Origin of the sequence: Bradyrhizobium sp. LHD-71 (assembly GCF_031157255.1) — a bacterium.
GTDB lineage: Bacteria > Pseudomonadota > Alphaproteobacteria > Rhizobiales > Xanthobacteraceae > P52-10.
The window spans coordinates 1-16,466 of record NZ_JAVIFX010000047.1 but is presented as its reverse complement, the minus strand read 5'-3'; the positions used below and the strand labels follow the sequence as shown (position 1 = coordinate 16,466).

General features: G+C 61.3%; 16 protein-coding genes. 6 read left to right on the top strand and 10 right to left on the bottom strand.

Annotation, left to right across the window (positions count from 1 at the left end; genetic code table 11):
- Nucleotide 1: 1 nt before the first annotated feature.
- The 3 genes from RCO31_RS32835 (at nucleotide 2) to RCO31_RS32825 (ending at nucleotide 2,279) form a co-directional block, all read left to right on the top strand.
- Nucleotides 2-721: an ABC transporter ATP-binding protein gene (locus RCO31_RS32835; protein ID WP_308972593.1), complete on the top strand. Its 720-nt coding sequence runs from the start codon at nucleotides 2-4 to the stop codon at nucleotides 719-721.
- On the top strand, nucleotides 711-1,436 hold the full coding sequence (locus RCO31_RS32830; protein WP_308972592.1) for an ABC transporter ATP-binding protein: 726 nt from the start codon (nucleotides 711-713) through the stop codon (nucleotides 1,434-1,436). The genes RCO31_RS32835 and RCO31_RS32830 overlap by 11 nt, the downstream gene beginning before the upstream one ends.
- A gap of 81 nt (nucleotides 1,437-1,517) precedes the next feature.
- On the top strand, nucleotides 1,518-2,279 hold the full coding sequence (locus RCO31_RS32825) for an SDR family NAD(P)-dependent oxidoreductase (RefSeq protein ID WP_308972591.1): 762 nt from the start codon (nucleotides 1,518-1,520) through the stop codon (nucleotides 2,277-2,279).
- A 314-nt stretch (nucleotides 2,280-2,593) separates the two neighbouring features.
- On the opposite strand, the gene RCO31_RS32820 is transcribed toward RCO31_RS32825, so the two are convergent.
- The 9 genes from RCO31_RS32820 to RCO31_RS32780 all read right to left on the bottom strand — a co-directional run bounded on the left by RCO31_RS32820 (nucleotide 2,594) and on the right by RCO31_RS32780 (nucleotide 12,401).
- Nucleotides 2,594-3,568 carry a tripartite tricarboxylate transporter substrate-binding protein gene (locus tag RCO31_RS32820; RefSeq protein WP_308972590.1) on the bottom strand — a complete coding sequence of 325 codons (975 nt, stop codon included), beginning with the start codon at nucleotides 3,566-3,568 and terminating at the stop codon, nucleotides 2,594-2,596.
- 52 nt (nucleotides 3,569-3,620) lie between these two features.
- Nucleotides 3,621-4,334 carry a GntR family transcriptional regulator gene (locus tag RCO31_RS32815; RefSeq protein WP_308972589.1) on the bottom strand — a complete coding sequence of 238 codons (714 nt, stop codon included), beginning with the start codon at nucleotides 4,332-4,334 and terminating at the stop codon, nucleotides 3,621-3,623.
- A gap of 96 nt (nucleotides 4,335-4,430) precedes the next feature.
- Complete coding sequence (locus tag RCO31_RS32810; RefSeq protein ID WP_308972615.1) at nucleotides 4,431-5,204, bottom strand: SDR family oxidoreductase; 774 nt, start codon at nucleotides 5,202-5,204, stop codon at nucleotides 4,431-4,433.
- Nucleotides 5,205-5,216: 12 nt separating this feature from the next.
- Nucleotides 5,217-6,452, bottom strand: coding sequence for an ABC transporter substrate-binding protein (locus tag RCO31_RS32805; protein WP_308972588.1), 1,236 nt, complete (start codon nucleotides 6,450-6,452; stop codon nucleotides 5,217-5,219).
- A gap of 35 nt (nucleotides 6,453-6,487) precedes the next feature.
- Nucleotides 6,488-7,732: an ABC transporter substrate-binding protein gene (locus tag RCO31_RS32800; protein ID WP_308972587.1), complete on the bottom strand. Its 1,245-nt coding sequence runs from the start codon at nucleotides 7,730-7,732 to the stop codon at nucleotides 6,488-6,490.
- Nucleotides 7,733-7,771: 39 nt separating this feature from the next.
- Nucleotides 7,772-8,479, bottom strand: coding sequence for an ABC transporter ATP-binding protein (locus RCO31_RS32795; protein WP_308972586.1), 708 nt, complete (start codon nucleotides 8,477-8,479; stop codon nucleotides 7,772-7,774).
- Nucleotides 8,466-10,253 (bottom strand): ATP-binding cassette domain-containing protein, encoded by a 1,788-nt coding sequence (locus tag RCO31_RS32790; RefSeq protein WP_374991569.1) that lies wholly within the window; start codon nucleotides 10,251-10,253, stop codon nucleotides 8,466-8,468. Before RCO31_RS32790 ends, RCO31_RS32795 begins: the two co-directional genes overlap by 14 nt.
- Nucleotides 10,250-11,197 carry a branched-chain amino acid ABC transporter permease gene (locus RCO31_RS32785; RefSeq protein ID WP_308972584.1) on the bottom strand — a complete coding sequence of 316 codons (948 nt, stop codon included), beginning with the start codon at nucleotides 11,195-11,197 and terminating at the stop codon, nucleotides 10,250-10,252. The genes RCO31_RS32790 and RCO31_RS32785 overlap by 4 nt, the downstream gene beginning before the upstream one ends.
- Before the next feature lie 247 nt (nucleotides 11,198-11,444).
- Nucleotides 11,445-12,401, bottom strand: coding sequence for an NAD(P)-dependent oxidoreductase (locus tag RCO31_RS32780; protein WP_308972583.1), 957 nt, complete (start codon nucleotides 12,399-12,401; stop codon nucleotides 11,445-11,447).
- Nucleotides 12,402-12,530: 129 nt separating this feature from the next.
- Here RCO31_RS32780 and RCO31_RS32775 point away from each other — a divergent pair, with 129 nt between their 5' ends.
- The 3 genes from RCO31_RS32775 to RCO31_RS32765 are packed head-to-tail and all read left to right on the top strand — an operon-like array spanning nucleotide 12,531 to nucleotide 15,153.
- Nucleotides 12,531-13,880 carry an MmgE/PrpD family protein gene (locus RCO31_RS32775; protein WP_308972582.1) on the top strand — a complete coding sequence of 450 codons (1,350 nt, stop codon included), beginning with the start codon at nucleotides 12,531-12,533 and terminating at the stop codon, nucleotides 13,878-13,880.
- A gap of 34 nt (nucleotides 13,881-13,914) precedes the next feature.
- Complete coding sequence (locus RCO31_RS32770; protein WP_308972581.1) at nucleotides 13,915-14,292, top strand: carboxymuconolactone decarboxylase family protein; 378 nt, start codon at nucleotides 13,915-13,917, stop codon at nucleotides 14,290-14,292.
- 27 nt (nucleotides 14,293-14,319) lie between these two features.
- The gene (locus RCO31_RS32765) at nucleotides 14,320-15,153 is read left to right on the top strand and encodes an N-acyl homoserine lactonase family protein (RefSeq protein ID WP_308972580.1); all 834 of its coding nucleotides are present in this window, start codon (nucleotides 14,320-14,322) and stop codon (nucleotides 15,151-15,153) included.
- Between the two features lie 61 nt (nucleotides 15,154-15,214).
- On the opposite strand, the gene RCO31_RS32760 is transcribed toward RCO31_RS32765, so the two are convergent.
- Complete coding sequence (locus tag RCO31_RS32760; protein ID WP_308972579.1) at nucleotides 15,215-16,186, bottom strand: tripartite tricarboxylate transporter substrate-binding protein; 972 nt, start codon at nucleotides 16,184-16,186, stop codon at nucleotides 15,215-15,217.
- Between the last annotated feature and the right edge of the window lie 280 nt (nucleotides 16,187-16,466).

Below are 16,466 nucleotides of genomic sequence, written 5' to 3'. Positions count from 1 at the left end.
CATGGCGCTGGTCGACGTGAAAGGTGTGACGAAGCGCTTTGGCGGATTGACCGCCGTTTCCGACGTCGATCTGACGGTGAAAGCGGGGGAGATCCATTGCCTGATCGGCCCGAACGGCGCCGGGAAAAGCACGCTGTTCAAGCTGATCGTCGGTCTTTATCCGCCGACCAACGGCACCATTCTGTTCGACTCGGTCGATGTCACCGAAGAGAGGCCCTTTGCGCGCGTGCAGCGGGGCATGAGCATCAAGATGCAGGCGCCGAGCGTCTTCAAGGAACTGCCGGTCCGGCAGAACATCCAGATCGCGCTCCAGAAACGCGTTTCAGGCGCAAAGCGCGACCTCGAGGAGGACCGCCTGCTCGCGCTTCTCAACCTTGAGGCCGATAGCAACAAGCCCGCCGGGGTCCTCTCGCATGGGCAACAGCAGTGGCTCGAGATCGGGATGGCGCTGGCGTTGCAGCCGCAGCTCTTACTGCTGGACGAGCCCACAGCCGGGATGTCGCCGGAAGAAACGTTCAAGACCGGAGAACTCATCAAATCCTTCAATGCTGAAGGCATGACCGTTCTGGTCGTCGAGCATGACATGGCATTCGTGCGCCAGGTCGCGCAACGCGTCACCGTGCTGCACCTCGGCAAGATCTTTGCGCGAGGCAGCCTGGAAGCCATCATTCAGGACGAGAAAGTCGCTGAAATCTACCTTGGCAGGACACATGGTCACTGAACATATGGCCACTGACCAGATTCTCGAAGTATCGGGCCTCTGGGCAGGCTACGGCGCTACGCCGATCCTCCAGGGCGTCAGCATGTCGATCTCCCGCGGAGAAATCGTCGGCGTGATCGGCCGCAACGGCGTGGGTAAATCCACGCTGATGCGATGCCTCATTGGACTTCTCGATACATGGCGGGGGACGATTACCTTCATGGAGCGGGATGTGACGCCGCTGCAGGCAGACGCGCGGGCGCGCGCCGGCTTCGGCTATATCCCGCAAGGGCGAGACGTTTTTCCCCAGATGAGCGTCGAAGAAAACCTGCAGGTTGGCGAACTGATCGGCGGGCCAAAGGGAAAGAAGCTGCCTGAACTCGTGTACGAGTATTTTCCGAGATTGAAGGAACGTCGGCGGCAGATTGCAGGCACGATGTCGGGAGGCGAGCAGCAGCAACTCGCCATTGGGCGAGCGCTCATCGGCAATCCATCATTGATGATCCTGGACGAGCCATCAGAGGGCATCCAGCCGTCGATCGTCCAGCACATCTGCGACGCCCTGAAATCATTCAGGAGCGAGCTCGGGACGACAATCATTTTCGTCGAGCAGAATCTCGATACGATCCTGGCGATCGCCGAGAGATGCTACATCATGGAGAAGGGAAAGATTACCCGATCACTGACCGGCGAAGACGTCAACGCGGATACGGTGCGCGCGCAACTGCTGCTGTGACGTCGGATGTCGCTAATGAGCAGTTTCAGCGGATGGCGGCGCACGTCGCTCGGTATCGACTGACAAGGGGAGGAGTCGAACATGGATCTGGGACTTAAAGGAGCCAAGGTTCTGGTCACGGGCAGCACCAAGGGGATCGGCAGGGCGATCGCCGAAACCTTCGCGGCAGAAGGCGCCGATGTGGGCGTTTGCTCGCGCAACCAGGCGGACGTGGATAAAGCCGTCGCCGCGCTCACAGCAAAGGGCATAGCGGCCTTTGGTGGCTCACTCGATGTCGCCGATGCTGCCGCTCTCAAGGCCTGGGTCAACGATATGGCATCCAAGCTCGGCGGCATCGATGTCGTCGTCGCCAATGTCAGCGCCTTGTCCATCGGGCAGGACGAGGAAAGCTGGGAGAAGGAATTCTCCACTGACATGATGGGCACGGTGCGGCTGGTGAACGCCGCGATGCCGCACCTAGAAAGAAGCCGCGCCGGTGCGATCGTGACGATCTCAAGCGTGTCAGGACGCGAGATCGACTTTGCGAGCGGTCCGTACGGCACTTTCAAGGCCGCGATCATCCATTACACGCAGGGCCTGGCCTACCAGTTGGCCAGCAAGGGCATCCGGGCCAACTCCGTGTCTCCGGGCAACACCTACTTCGAGGGCGGAGTCTGGAACATGATCAAGGACAGCAATCCCGAACTGTACAACAGCGCGCTGGCGCTCAATCCGACCGGTCGCATGGGCACGCCGCAGGAGATGGCGAACGGCGTCGTGTTTCTTGCCAGCCGCGCCGCGAGCTTCATCACCGGAACGAACCTCGTCGTCGACGGCGCCCTGACACGCGGCGTCCAGTTCTAGAGCCCTTTCCGATTAGTTTGAATCGGAAAGCGCTCTAGTGTCGTGGATCAGAAATTCGCACCATCGTTGCCGCGAGTCCGTCGTGCGAATTTCTGATCCATAAACGACACTAGAATCATAAACTTGCTAGTGTCCTGATCGAATCCGAAGTTCGCTCTGAGCTCGCTGCAAAGTATGGCGAACTTCGGATTCGATCAGGACACTAGATTCGTTTGTTTGGTCGCATTTTCTGCGGAGAACCGGTGTCCACTTTTCCGGAAAATGCTCTGGGCGAGGCTGCGACCTTCGAATGCGATGTTCCGCCGGCTGCGCCCTCATTGGGGCTCAATGCCTGCCTGCTTGATGATGCGTGACCATTTGTCCGTTTCGGCGCGGAGGAAAGCATCGAGCGCCGCCGGCGTCGCCCGCTCCTCCTCAACCGGCGCCATGCTCAGTTCGGCGAACCGGCTGACCAGCGGCGGGTCCTTGAGCGCCTTCTTCAGAGCGTCCACCAGTGCATCGACAACCGCCTTCGGCGTGTTGCGCGGCGCATACAGCCCGTACCACGTCGTGACATCGAATGCCGGGACGCCGGCCTCCGCCGAAGTCGGCAGATTTGGCAGTGTCGCAACTCGCTTTTTGCTGGTGATGGCATAGCCTGGGATGGTACCGGCCTGAATATACGGCGTCGGCCCGGTTGCCGGATCGCAGTAAACGTCGATGTGCCCGGCGATGATATCGTTCAGCGCCGGTCCCCCGCCTTTGTAATAGATTGGCGTGAGCTTGGCTTCGATTGCGCTCATGAACATCAGCCCGCAGAGATGCGAGGCGGACCCAAGGCCGACATTGCCGTAGGTAACTTTGTCGCCCTGCGCGCGTATGTGGGCGACAAGCTCTTTCAGATCCTTGGCGGGGAAGTTCGGACGCGCGACGAGAATCATCGGAACATCCGTCACGAGGCCGATCGGCGCGAAATCCCCGATCGGATCGAACGGCAGCTTCGCATAGAGCGCAGGTGCAGTCGCCTGCCCTACATGCATCAGCAGCAGTGTGTAGCCATCAGATGGTGCCTTGGCGACACGATTGGTGCCGATGGTGCCGCCGGCGCCCACGACATTCTCGATCACCACGGGTTGCTTCAGCGTTGCGCTCATCGAGCTGCCGAGCAGACGCGCGATGACATCGCCAGGCCCGCCGGCGGAAAATGGAACGATAAGCGTGACCGGCCGGGTCGGAAATTGCTGCGCGAACGCTGGCTGAAACGGCAGCAGCAGCAGCAGCGGCAGCAACAGGTGTTTTGCAAACGTCATGGCAGGCTCCCGTCGGCCTCGTGGACTTGGAAACACTCAGGATAAGAATCGCTCATTCATCTGCATCCGCCTTCTTCGCCGCGGATGATCGCTCGATCATGCTGAGTGCAGCCACGGCAGCGGCCTTCACATGGTCAACGCAGCACTGCTCGGCGAGGTCGGGATCGCCGCTCTGGATCGCGCGCCAGATCGCGGTGACTTCGCGGAGGCTCTTGTTGATCCGCTTCGGCTGCGACATCGAGGTAATTCGCAACAGCGTAATGCGATCATGCAAGGGCCGAAGCATGCGCTCGACGAAGGCATTCTGACAGCCGCCGATCAGCGCCGCATAGAAGTCGGTCTTGGCTTCAAGCGCTGCCGTCATATCGGATTTGGCGAAGGCGGCCTTCAACCTGGCCAAAGCCTCCCCGATCCTGCGCACGACATCGGGATCGCGCAGACGCGCGCATTCGCGGCCGGCAAATCCTTCCAGGAGGGCGCGTGCCGCATAAAGCTGCTTCGCTTCCTCGAGGCTGATGGTGCTGACCACCGGACCGCGATGCGGGACGGTCGTGACGAGCCCGTCGGCCTCCAGCGCCCGGAGCGCCTCGCGAATCGATGGTCGGCTGACACCGGTCATTTCGCAGAGGTCTCGCTCCACCAGCCGCTGGCCCGGCTTCAATGTTCCCGACATGATTGCCTCACGCAGTTTTTGCGCGACCATCGCGCGGACGGTCGGAACGTCCTCGATCCGCAGGGTGGATTGCAGTTCAGCGCGTTTTTCCATGTCTCTATCGCCTCGTGTCGGCACCGCTCACGTACCGATTTGCCGGCAGAATCAGCATCTTCGCAATCGCTGAAGTTGCGCCCTGGGCGATAATGCTCATGCGATAGACCAGCCTCCGTCGATAGGAAGCGCCGCCCCTGTGATGTCCTGCGCCGCCGGACTGCACAGGAAGGCAGCCATCGCGCCGACGCCTTCCATGGCGACAAACCGTCCGGTGGGCTGCCGGCTCGACAGGTAATCGCTTCTCGTCTCGTCGACCGAACGGCCTTGGCTAACAGCGATTTCGGCGATTTTGCGTTCAATAGCCGGTGTGGGCAGCGTGCCGGGACAGAGCGCATTGCAGGTTACTCCGCTCCTGGTCGTCTCGATCGCCACGGCACGAGTCATGCCGAGGATCGCTGTCTTGGTGGTCACGTAGTCGACGCGGTCCGCCACGGCGCGTGTTGAATAGATGGAAGCCATATTGAGGATGCGTCCCCAGCGCCGCTCCTTCATTGCAGGCAGCAAGAGACGGATCAGGTGAAAAGGGGCCGACAGATTGACGGCCAGTGCTTCCTCCCACCGTTCAGGAGAGAAGTGTTCAATCGGCGAGAAATGCCGAACCACCGCGTTGTTGACCAGGATATCGACGGCACCGACGCGCCCGAGCAACTCGGCCGCCATCGCCTCGATCGAAGCCCGCTGCGACAGGTCGGCAGCGACGCTGATCACGTCGCCGCCAGACTGCGAACGAAGGCGGTCTGCCGCATGCACCGGTTCGACCAGATCATGCAGCACAATGTTGGCGCCCGCGCTGCCCAGGCTTTCGGCCACGGCCAGTCCGAGGCCGGCCCCTGCCCCGGTCACGAGAGCCCATTTGCCCTTCAGCATCACGTCTCGCTCCTAGCTTTTCGGCCAGAGCGGCTGGACAAGCGCCAGCTCCGGGGGAAAGACTGTCACCGGCACACCGCTTTGCCACTGCACGATGGTCATGCCGGCGCCGATCCGACGCCCCTTTTCGTCGAACTTGATTTCGCCGAGCGGATAATACTTGGACGGCCCGGCATCCATGGACCGCAGCGCCTCAGCAACCGCGACCCGGTCAGCTTTGCCCGCCTTTTCAAGCGCGTCCTTGATCACCCACATGTCGCCATAGGTGGAGATCGCGTTCTGCGTCATCCAGGGCTCCCTGTAGCGGGTCTTGAGCTCAGCGATCAGCGCCTCGTGGCCCTTGGCACCCCAACTCGCAACACAGGTGAGCAGACCCTGCAGCAGCTCCGGGCTTACCGTCTGCAACATGTCGGGCTCGGCAATGGCGATCCCGAACGAGATGGTTGGGATCTTGCCCTGGCCAAGCCCGAACTCGTTCATCTTCTCAAGCAGCAGCTTGGCATCGGAGATCACGGTCGGCAGGAAGAACAGAAGATCAGGCCTCGCCGACCGGACTTTTTGAACGAGAGAGGTGGCGTCGGCGAGCGGCGGAGTAAACGTTTCGTCGACGATCAGTTGCAATCCGTTTTCCGCAAGCAGGCCATCTCGCATCGCCTTCGCAGAGGAAACGGATGCCGCGGTGTTGTCGGTGACGATTGCAACGGTCTTTGGCCTTTTGCCGGACGCGGTTTCTGCCAGCTTCACGATCTGCGGCAGAGCCTGTCTTGCCTGCGACCCCGCCGTCGCCGAGGTCTGGAAGATGTATTTGAAGCCGCGATCGGTAATGAGGTCGGAGTAAGACAACGTCAGGACCGGAAGATTGGCGCGCTCCGTGACCTCGGTGACCGCCAGCGTGAATGAACTGAGATAGGCGCCGCTCGCCGCCACCAGGCCCGGCTCCTGGGCGACCATGCGCTGCGCGGCGTTCTTGGCTTTCTCCGTGGTGTCTCCGGAATCAAGCACGACCAGCTTGAGCTTGGCGCCGCCGAGCGCCCTGACGCCGCCTTGCGCGTTGATGTGCTCCACCGCCATCTCGGCGCCGTGGCGCATGACTGTGCCGGGACGCGCATAGAGGCCCGAGACCGGCACCAGCAGTCCGACCTTGACCTCGGAAGGTTGCTGCGCCCACACACGAGACGAGACCAGTCCGGCGGACGCGCCGGCGAGCAGGCTGCGCCGCGTCAATGCGGCCCGGTTAGTCTTTGGCATGACGAGTCCTCCCTGAGAGTGCGAGATGCGTTACATCAGGATTTCTTCGGCCAGAATGGAGCCGCCAGAGCGAGATCGGTCGGATAGACGGTGACCGGCACGCCGGATTGCCACTGCACGATGACGACACCGGCACCGACGCGGCGGCCCTTTTCATCGAACTTGAGCTGACCGCCAGGATAATATTTCGAAGGACCGTCATCCATGGTGCGAAACGCCTGCGCAACGGCAAGGCGGTCGGCCTTTCCAGCCTGTTCCAGCGCTGCCTTCATCAGCCACATATCGCCATAGGTCGAGATGACGTTCTGCGTCATCCAGGGCTCTTTGTATTTTGCCTTCAGTTCTTCGATCAGGGCTTCGTGCCCCTTTGAACCCCAGTTGGCGACGACCGTCATGATACCTTGCACCGCGTCGGTACTGACGCTTTGCAGCATGTCGGGCTCGGCGATCGTGATGCTGAAGGAGACGGTCGGAATCTTGCCCTGACCAAGACCGAACTCGTTGATCTTTTCCAGGCCGAGCTTGGCGTCCGATACGGCGTTAGGCATGAACAACAGCATGTCCGGACGGGCCGATCTGACCTTCTGGATCAGGGGTGTCGCGTCGGACAGCGGCGGCGTCCACACTTCCTCGACGACCAGTTGAAGACCCTCCTGCGCGAAAATCTTTTCCTTCAGCGCCTTGGCGGTCGCAACCGAGGTGGCCGTATTATCCATCAGCATTGCCACCGTCTTCGGGCGCTTGCCGGAGGCTGTCTCGGCGAGCTTCATCAGCTCGGGCAGACCAAGCTCGGACTGCCGGCTCGCCGGCGCGGCGGTCTGGAAGATGAATTTGAAACCACGCTCGGTCAGCAGGTCTGAATAAGAAAGCGTCAGCATCGGCAGTTCGGCGCGTTCGGTCACCTCAGTCACGGCCAGCGTGAAAGAGCTGAGATATGCGCCGGTTGCCGCAACCAGATCGGACTCCTGAGCCACCATGCGCTGTGCAGCGTTCTTGGCCTTCTCCGTGGTGTCGCCGCAATCGATGACGACGAGCTTCAGTTTGGCGCCGCCGAGCGCCTTGATGCCGCCCTGCGCATTTATGTGCTCGACGCCCATCTCCGCACCCATGCGCATTACCTGACCAGGGCGCGTGTAGATGCCCGACAACGGCACGATCAGCCCGACCTTGACCTCGGCCAGTTGCTGCGCGCGTGCCACTGTCGACAGGCCCAGTGCGGCAGCGCCTGAGAGCACGGTTCGCCGCGTCAGTGAAGTCTTTGGTCGATTGTCCTGCCCCATCTTCGTCCTCCCGATGGCGTTGTTGATCGCTTGCAAGGGTTACATGCCGAGGTAGGCCTTGCGGATGCGGTCATCGGCCCGCAAGGTCTGATTGTTGCCTTCGAGTGCGACACGGCCCGCCTCGATCACGTAACCGTGGTCGGCTGATTCAAGCGCCTCGGCCACGCGCTGCTCGACCAGCAGGATCGTCAGGCGCGACTGCCGCCGGATTTCGATCAGCCGTTCGAAGATGAAATCCGCAATCGTGGGAGCGAGGCCCATCGACGGTTCATCCAGCATCAGAAGCTTGGGCGACGACGCGAGGCCACGGCCGATTGCCAGCATCTGCTGCTGTCCGCCCGACAGCGTGCCCGCGAACTGGCCACGACGCTCCGCCAGCACGGGCAGCCACTCGAAGATGCGCTCGATGTTGTGCTTCCAGTCGCGCTGGCCGGCCTCGGTCATCGCGCCCATTTCAAGGTTCTCCATCACGGTGAGCGAGGGAAAAACCTGTCGGCCTTCCGGAACGTGGGCAATGCCCAGATGCGCTCGCTGCGCCGGCGGGACCGACAGCAAATCTCGGTCCTCGAACATGATGCTGCCCGCGCTCGGCTGCACGATGCCGGAAATCGTCTTGAAGAGCGTGGTCTTGCCAGCCCCGTTCGGCCCGACGATCGCGACGAACTGCCCCTGCTCGACGTCGATCGAAACGCCGTTCAAGACCGGGATCGCGGAGTAGCCGGCGGTCAGTGCCTCAATGCGGAGCATGAGCCATCCACTTTTTGCCGAGATAGGCTTCGATAACGCGGTTGTCGCGGGTGACCACCTCCGGTTCGCCTTCCACGATCACGGCCCCGTGGTCGAGCACGAGGAAACTGTCGACCAGGCGAACCATGGCCTGCATCGTGTGCTCGATGATGGCGATCGTCATGCCGTCGCGGGCAAGCCGTTGAATGACCGCCACGACCTCATTGGCTTCGTCATGACCGAGGCCTGCGAGCGTCTCGTCCAGCAACAGGATGCGCGGCTGTCCGGCCAGCGCGCGGGCAAGCTCCATCAGCCGCAACTCCTTGGTGGTAAGTTCGCCGGCAATGCGGTCGGCGATCTCCGACAAACCGACGCGGGCTATGGCGTCGGCTGCCAGCCGCCTTGCTTCGACATCCGTCGAGGCCCGGACATAGGCGCCGACGACCACATTGTCCGAGATCGACATGCGCTGAAACGGACGCATGATCTGGAAGGTTCGGCCGATGCCGGCTTCGCAGAGCTCATGCGGCTTGTGTCCCGACATCTCGCGTCCGTTGAGAAGGATTTCACCGCTATCCGGTCGCAGAAAGCCATTGAGCAGATTGAACAGCGTCGTCTTGCCTGCGCCATTGGGGCCGATGATCCCGAGGATCTCGTTCTGCCGCAGCTTGAAACTGACATCCTGAACCGCCTTCAATCCGCCGAACGAGCGCGACAGGTGACGCACCTCAAGGACGACATCGCCCTTTCCTTGTGATCGTTCGCGAGGTGACGGTGCCGCCGCAAGAGTGCTCCCGGCAATCGGCAGATCAGGCGCAGTCTGCGTTGCCATCTTCTGTGGCCCTGACCGTTTGCGCAGAAAGTCGCGAACCTTCCAGAACAAGCCCTCCGGCGCGACAAGAATGACGCACACGATCGCCAGCCCGAAGATCACGCCCTGAATGCCCGGGAAGCGAGAGCCCGCCTCGGCATTGAGCGTTTCGGCCAGCGGGATCAGGATCGCCGAGCCGATCACAGGCCCCCAGACGGTGCCGACGCCGCCAAACATGGCCACCGTCAACGCCTGCGCAGACACCAGCATCCCGAACACCGACTGGGGAGTCACCACCAGCAGCACGACGGCGTAAAATCCGCCAACCGCTCCGGCAATGGCCCCACTCAGAGTGATGGCGCGCAGCTTCCAGGCCAGCGTGTTGATGCCGGCGGCTTCGGCGGCCGCCTCGTTCTGCTTGATCGCGAGCAACGCCATGCCGAAGCGCGATCGTTCGATCGCACGTGTCAGCAGGATGGTGGCGAGCATCATCGCCAGCGCCAGCAATGTATAAAAGCGGTGATCGCTGAATTGCATGTAGGCGATCGGCGCGTCGCGCTTGATCGGTAGTGTGATCTCCTGAAACCCGAGCCACTCGAACACATAGAGGATGGCGAGCGGGTAAGCGAGCATCGCCAGCGCGAAGTAATGCCCCTGCAGGCGAAAGGTCGGAAAGCCAATCAGCAGCCCGGCGATGCCTCCGATGATGGCAGCAAGCGGGATCAGTACCCAGGGCGACAGATCAAAGTAGATCTGACCGAGCGCGACTGCGTAGGCACCGAGCCCGAAGAACGCGGCATGGCCAAATGAGATCAGCCCCGTGTAGCCGCTGAGCAGGTTCCAGGACAGGCCGAAGATCGCCCACACCGGGACCAGTGTCATGACGAGCTGGTAGTATGAGTTGGTGACACTCAGCGACAGCGCCGCATAAAGCACTGTGAAAACAAGAATTGGCAGGAGTGATCGCAATCCTTGCATCATCATGTCCTCTCGACCACACGCCCGAAGAAGCCTTGGGGACGGAAAAAGATGATCAGGAGAAACACGACGAAGATTGCAGCGTTCTGCAACTGCGTCGGGAGTATCAGCGTCGACATCTGCTGGACGAGGCCGATCGTCATGCCGCCCCAGAATGCGCCGATAATGCTGCCCATGCCGCCGAGCACGACGCCCGCATACATGACGATGACGTATTCCACGCCGACGAAGGGATGGAACGGATAGTTGGTGGCGAGCAGGCCGCCGGCGATCGCGGTGATGCCGCTGCCAAGCGCGAATGCCACGCGATGCGCACGGTCGACGTCGATTCCCATGTAGGTCGCCGCGGTGGGATTATCGGCCGCAGCACGCAAGGATTTGCCGATCCGCGACCGCGTGATCAAAAGCGTCAGCAGTATCATTGCGATGAAGGACACGACAGCGTCGATGCCGCGCGCCTTGTTGATGAAGATGCTGATGTCGAAGAATGGCCCGAGCACCCAGGCGGAGCTCGACAGGGGCGTGCGGATGGAGGCAAGCACGGAACCGAACACGATCAACCCGCCGTTCTGCAGGATCAGCGCGATGCCGAGCGTCAGAATGAGTTGGGCGTAGTGCCCTTCGCCCTCGAGCGCGGAGGTGCGCGTTCCCGATACACGCGAGATCAGCGCAAGATGTATCGCGTAACCAAACAACGCCAGGATCGGACCGGCCAGCAGGATGGCAACGAATGGTCCGAAGGCGTTGCCGAACGCCGCCTGCACGCCGAGGGCGGTGAAGAGATAAAACGCGGCATACATGCCGAGCATCATGAAATCGCCATGGGCGAAATTGATCACCCGCATGACGCCGAAGATCAGCCCGAGCCCGACGCACATCAGGCCATAGACTGCGCCGATCAGGATGCCAGCGCTCAATGCCTGCAGAAATCCTTCGAGCGCCTGGGTCACCGGCCGCCCCGCACCGCGCGACGGTTCATAGCCCCCCGTCCGGTCATCACACCCTCCCCTGCCCGTTCGCCGTTACCGGTCATGATGCCGGCCGCAAACGGCCGGCACACTTTATTGCCGTGAAAAAGATTCTCGGAGCCCACCGGAGCGGTGCGACTTGCGGCAAGCGCTGCGTGCACCGCTTTTGCGCCGAGGATGCCTCGCCTGATCCGGTCAATGGCGACCATCCGCGCGAGAGTGACCTGATCTAGCCGCGCATTTCCACGCCGGCCCATTCCTCCAGCACCTTGGCGATCGACGTGAAATCGGAGGACGCGCCGTATTTTGCGTTTGTGATCGCCAGCATCTGCCGGACCACTGAGCCGCAAACCATCGGAACGCCCATGGCTTCGGCCTCATCGAGACAGAGGCGCACATCCTTGTATGAGAGGCCGGTGGTAAACCCGAAATCGAAGGTACCGGGGAGAACAGCGCGGGGAAATTTGTCTTCGGACGCGCTGTTGCGGCCGCTGCTGGCATTGATGATGTCGATCAGGACCTTCGCATCGACGCCGCCCTTGACGCCCATCGCCACCGCTTCAGAGGTGATCACCAGGGCCGCCGCGGCCATCAGATTGTTGGCGAGTTTCGCGGTCTGCGCCGTGCCGGGCTTGTCGCCGGTATAAAACAACTTTCCAAAGTGCTTCAGGATCGGTTGAACCTTCTCATAGGTCGCCTGCGGACAGGACACCATCACCGCAAGCGTGCCGTTCACCGCGCCTTTGATACCGCCGCTGACAGGTGCGTCGACCAGCGTCAGCTGTCTCGCCTCGAACCCCTCGGCGATCGCCTTGGCGGCGCCCGGCCCGGTGGTGGATAGATCGATCAGGATAGTGGCGCGATTTCCGGCAACGATCCCGTCTGGACCGAGCGCGACTGTCTTGACGATGTCCGGCGTTGGCAGGCTGGCCAGCACGATGTCGGCGCTGGATGCGACTTCAGCCGGTGACTTCGCCAGCCGCGCACCGCGCGCAACCAGCGACTTTGTCGCTTCGCTCTGCGTATCATAGACGCAGAGTGAATAACCGGCGTCGAGCAGACGGCCGGCCATCGGTCCGCCCATGCGGCCCGTTCCGACAAAGCCGATCGTTTCTGCCATTGGCTTGCTCCCTGTTACGCCGCAGACGCAGGCGCTTCTTTGTTCTTGGTTTCTTGGTGCCGCCATGTTTTTCCCCTGGCCGCTCCGACCAAATGTCCAGATTGTCAGGCAATCTGTCAAGCAGAAGATTTCTGTCGACATGGTTCGATGGCTCGGACTAGGATCGGACAAAACTAGCCTCGAGGAATTCGCTCAGTGCGGCATGATGAAGCGCAAGGCGCCGCCCAAACGCTTGCTGACTTCGTCGCCAGCACGACGTGGGCGGACGTCGCAGGACAAAGTCACGAAGCGAAACGCTCGATCCTGAACTTCTTCGCAACCGCGCTCGGTTCTGCGCATGATCTAACCGTCACCGCGGCATTGCGCGCATTGTCGCCGTACAGCGGAGCCGCGACGTCCGCGATCATCGGCCGCACGGAACGGCTCGACGCGCAGAGCGCCGCGTTCATCAACGCGATTTCAGCGAACCTGCTCGATTTCGACGACACCCACCTCGATACGATCATTCATCCGGCGGCACCGGTTGCCGCGCCGGTTCTGGCATTGGCACAGGCGCGGGGATTCCCAGGCCACGCGGTTCTCACGGCTTTCATTCTCGGCGTGGAGATCGAATGCCGCGTGGGCAACGCGGTCTCCCCCGGTCATTATGCGCGCGGCTGGCACATCACATCGACCTGCGGTGTCTTCGGCGCCGCTGTGGCCTGCGGCAAGCTGCTCGCGCTCTCGGCAGATCAGATTTCGAACGCGATCGGAATTGCCGCGAGTCAGTCGGCCGGGATCGTCGAAAATCTCCCGAGTGCCGCCAAGAATGTCAGCGTCGGCAACGCGGCACGCAATGGCCTTTTTGCGGCGGTTCTCGCCGCTGAAGGCTATTCCGCTTCCCCACGGGCCATTGAAGGACGGCTCGGCTGGGCCCGTGCCATGGGTGACGAACCCGACCTTGTGCGCTTGACGGGCGGTCTCGGCGAGACTTGGGAGATAGCGAAGAATACATACAAGCCCTACCCGGCCGGCATCGTCTTTCATGCCGTCATCGACGCGTGTTTCAGATTGCGCGCCAAACTCGACCAGCGCATCGGCAACATCGAGACGATCACGGTGCAGGGCTCGGCGTTGCTGCTGGCGCGCGGGGACCGAACGGTTCGCAATGAACGCGACGCACGAGTCAGCATTCATCATTGTGTCGCCTGCGCGCTGCTGCTCGGCGCGGCGGGCGTGACGGAATTCTCGGACGCCGCTGTATCTCGGCCTGATCTCATGTCCTTGCGCCAAAAGGTGCGAGCGGAGCTTGACGCTTCGCTCCCCGATGGTGCAGCGCGCGTGACGATCCGATTGACGACAGGAGAAATGTTGCGCGAGACCGTGACGGACGCAAAGGGCAGTCTTGCTGATCCGCTGTCAGACGGCGATATCGAAGCAAAGCTGCGTGATTGTGCCCGGCTCGGCAAAAGCGATTGGGATGTCGATCGCGTTATCGACCGTGTCTGGCATCTCGATTCGCTTACCGACGTCACAAGCCTGATGAAGGCTGGTGTCCAACACTGACTTGAACCGCACTCAAACATGAAAGGAACAAGAGATGAGCGAGCTGTTCGATAAGGGATTGAAGGTCCGCAAGGAAGTGCTCGGCGAAGACTACGTCAACAAGTCGCTCGCGGGCGCCGACGAATTCACCCGGACCATGGCGGAATGGTCGACCGAGTTTTGCTGGGGCGCCTTGTGGACGCGGCCCGGCCTTGACCGTCGGACCCGCAGCATTGTCAATCTGGCGATGCTGGGGGCCCTCAACCGCCCTCATGAACTGAAGTTGCACGTCAAGGGCGCCTTGAAGAACGGCCTCACCAAGGACGAGATCAAGGAAATCTTGCTTCAGGTCGCCGTCTATTGCGGCGTGCCGGCAGGCGTCGATGCCTTCCGCAACGCACGCGAGGCCTTCAAGGAAGCCGAAGGCAAGTGACCGGCCATCGATCCCTCAGGAGCTAGCATGGCCGACCAGGAGTACGAACTGTTCGCTATCCGCTATGCCACCCGCGACGCGCGGCGTAGCGAGCATTTCATCGGCGGTGATCCGCATGACGGCCCGATGCCCATGGATTACTTCATGTGGCTGGCAAAGGGTGGAGGTCGCACCTTTGTCATCGACACCGGGTTCAACGCCGACGTATCGAAGAAGCGACAGCGCACATTCCTGCGCTGTCCGGTCGAGACGCTCAAATCCTTCGGCGTCGATCCGAACTCGGTCGAGGACGTCATCCTCACCCATTTGCACTACGACCATGCGGGCAATTTCGACAGATTCCCGAAGGCGCGCTTTCATCTCCAGGAACGCGAACTTGCATACGCCACCGGGCGCTTCATGCGATATCCAAGGTTATCGCATTCGTTCGAGGTCGAGGACATTTGCGGGATCGTGCGGCTGAACTATGCGCGTCGCGTCCTGTTCTACGATGGCGATGCCGAACTCGCTCCCGGCCTCACGGTGCATGCGGCGGGTGGTCATTCGGCCGGACTGCAGTTCGTTCGCGTCAGGACCCGCCGCGGATTTGTCGTGCTGGCTTCCGATGTCAGCCATTTTTACGAGAACATGGCGAGCGAACGCCCGTTTACGACTGCTTTGCATATCGGTGAAATGCTGGAGGGCTTCGACCGGCTCATGGCATTCGCACCGGACGAGAGCCATATCGTCCCGGGGCATGATCCACTCGTCATGAAGCTCTATCCGGCTCCAAGCGCTGAACTGAAGGACATCGCCGTTCGCCTCGACGTGCCGCCATCCGAGGCTGCGCCTGTTCGCGCCGATTTTTTCGCGCACCGATAGCCTAACCTTCGGCGTCCCTCGCGATCTCCGTGCGCGGTCGGCGGCTGCACCGACCGCGTGCTCATTTCTCCGCCGCCGCCTTTAGAATCGGCATCAACCGGTTGGACTCGCTTTTAATCAGTTCCGCGAGAGCTCTTGGTCCCCGGCGGCCGGGCTCGATGGTCTCAGCGCCCAGATCGGCCAACCGCTTTTGCACCGCCTCCTCGTTGAGGCCCTTGTTCAACGCTTCCGCAAGCTTCTCAACAACCGCCTGCGGCGTGCCACTTGGCGCGAACAGGCCATAGAATGGAGAGCAGTCGAATTCAGGAAGACCCTGCTCGTAGGAGGTCGGCACATCCGGAAGTATCGGGCTGCGCTTCTTGGCGGCGATCGCAAGCGCCTTGACGTTGCCTGCCTGCACCTGGCTCAAGGTTCCGAGCACGGGATCACACTCATAATCGATTTGACCCGCCAACATCGCATTCAACACCGGTGCCGTGCCGGTAAACGGAATCAGGGTCGGCTTGATGCCAATCGCCGAGTTGAGAAGAAGACAGCCGACATACGAAACCGAGCCGAGCCCGGCGTGCCCGACGTTGAGCTTGCTCGCGTTGGATTTCGCGTAGGCGACAAACTCTTTGAGATTGTTGGCGGGGAAGTCTTTGCGGACGACCAGCAACTCGGGATACTCGGCCGTCAGCCCGATCGGTTGGAAATCCTTCTGCGGATCGTAACCCAAATTTGGATAGAACGCCGGCGCCAGCGCGTTGGTACCAAGGTGACCGGACACAAGAGTATAGCCATCCGCAGGGGCGCGAGCTGCGCGAAGCGTCCCCGTAGTGCCGCCGGCCCCTCCGACATTCTCCACCAGGAACTTCTGGCCGAGATGACGGCTGAGAATGTCAGCGACGATTCTGCCGGTTATGTCGGCAGGTCCACCGGCTGCAAATGGAACGATGATGGTCACCGGTCTTGCGGGATAGTCCTGGGCCTGAGCGTGATTAATTGCAGCGGCCATCAGAAGAGCAGCCACCGCCGTCAAAAGCCTTGCCATCCATCGCCTCCCTGACACTATTCTATTTGTGGATGTGACAATATCCCGATTTCGCCGGCAGGCAATTGCGATGGCAGAGCGGACCGTTTGACGGACCGATCGCCGGACAAGACGCACGATCGAGAGTCTCAGTTCATACTAGTGTCGTGGATCAGAAATTCGCGCCATCGTTGCCGCGAGTCCAACGTGCGAATTTCTGATCCATAAACGACACTAGAATCATAAACTTGCTAGTGTCCTGATCGAATCCGAAGTTCGCTCTGAGCTCGCTGCAAAGTAC

Coding starts and splice junctions, on each gene's coding strand:
- RCO31_RS32835 (WP_308972593.1), top strand. CDS start 2: ATGGCGCTGGTCGACGTGAAAGGTGTGACGAAGCGCTTTGGCGGATTG.
- RCO31_RS32830 (WP_308972592.1), top strand. CDS start 711: ATGGTCACTGAACATATGGCCACTGACCAGATTCTCGAAGTATCGGGC.
- RCO31_RS32825 (WP_308972591.1), top strand. CDS start 1,518: ATGGATCTGGGACTTAAAGGAGCCAAGGTTCTGGTCACGGGCAGCACC.
- RCO31_RS32820 (WP_308972590.1), bottom strand. CDS start 3,568: ATGACGTTTGCAAAACACCTGTTGCTGCCGCTGCTGCTGCTGCTGCCG.
- RCO31_RS32815 (WP_308972589.1), bottom strand. CDS start 4,334: ATGGAAAAACGCGCTGAACTGCAATCCACCCTGCGGATCGAGGACGTT.
- RCO31_RS32810 (WP_308972615.1), bottom strand. CDS start 5,204: ATGCTGAAGGGCAAATGGGCTCTCGTGACCGGGGCAGGGGCCGGCCTC.
- RCO31_RS32805 (WP_308972588.1), bottom strand. CDS start 6,452: ATGCCAAAGACTAACCGGGCCGCATTGACGCGGCGCAGCCTGCTCGCC.
- RCO31_RS32800 (WP_308972587.1), bottom strand. CDS start 7,732: ATGGGGCAGGACAATCGACCAAAGACTTCACTGACGCGGCGAACCGTG.
- RCO31_RS32795 (WP_308972586.1), bottom strand. CDS start 8,479: ATGCTCCGCATTGAGGCACTGACCGCCGGCTACTCCGCGATCCCGGTC.
- RCO31_RS32790 (WP_374991569.1), bottom strand. CDS start 10,253: ATGATGATGCAAGGATTGCGATCACTCCTGCCAATTCTTGTTTTCACA.
- RCO31_RS32780 (WP_308972583.1), bottom strand. CDS start 12,401: ATGGCGGCACCAAGAAACCAAGAACAAAGAAGCGCCTGCGTCTGCGGC.
- RCO31_RS32770 (WP_308972581.1), top strand. CDS start 13,915: ATGAGCGAGCTGTTCGATAAGGGATTGAAGGTCCGCAAGGAAGTGCTC.
- RCO31_RS32765 (WP_308972580.1), top strand. CDS start 14,320: ATGGCCGACCAGGAGTACGAACTGTTCGCTATCCGCTATGCCACCCGC.
- RCO31_RS32760 (WP_308972579.1), bottom strand. CDS start 16,186: ATGGCAAGGCTTTTGACGGCGGTGGCTGCTCTTCTGATGGCCGCTGCA.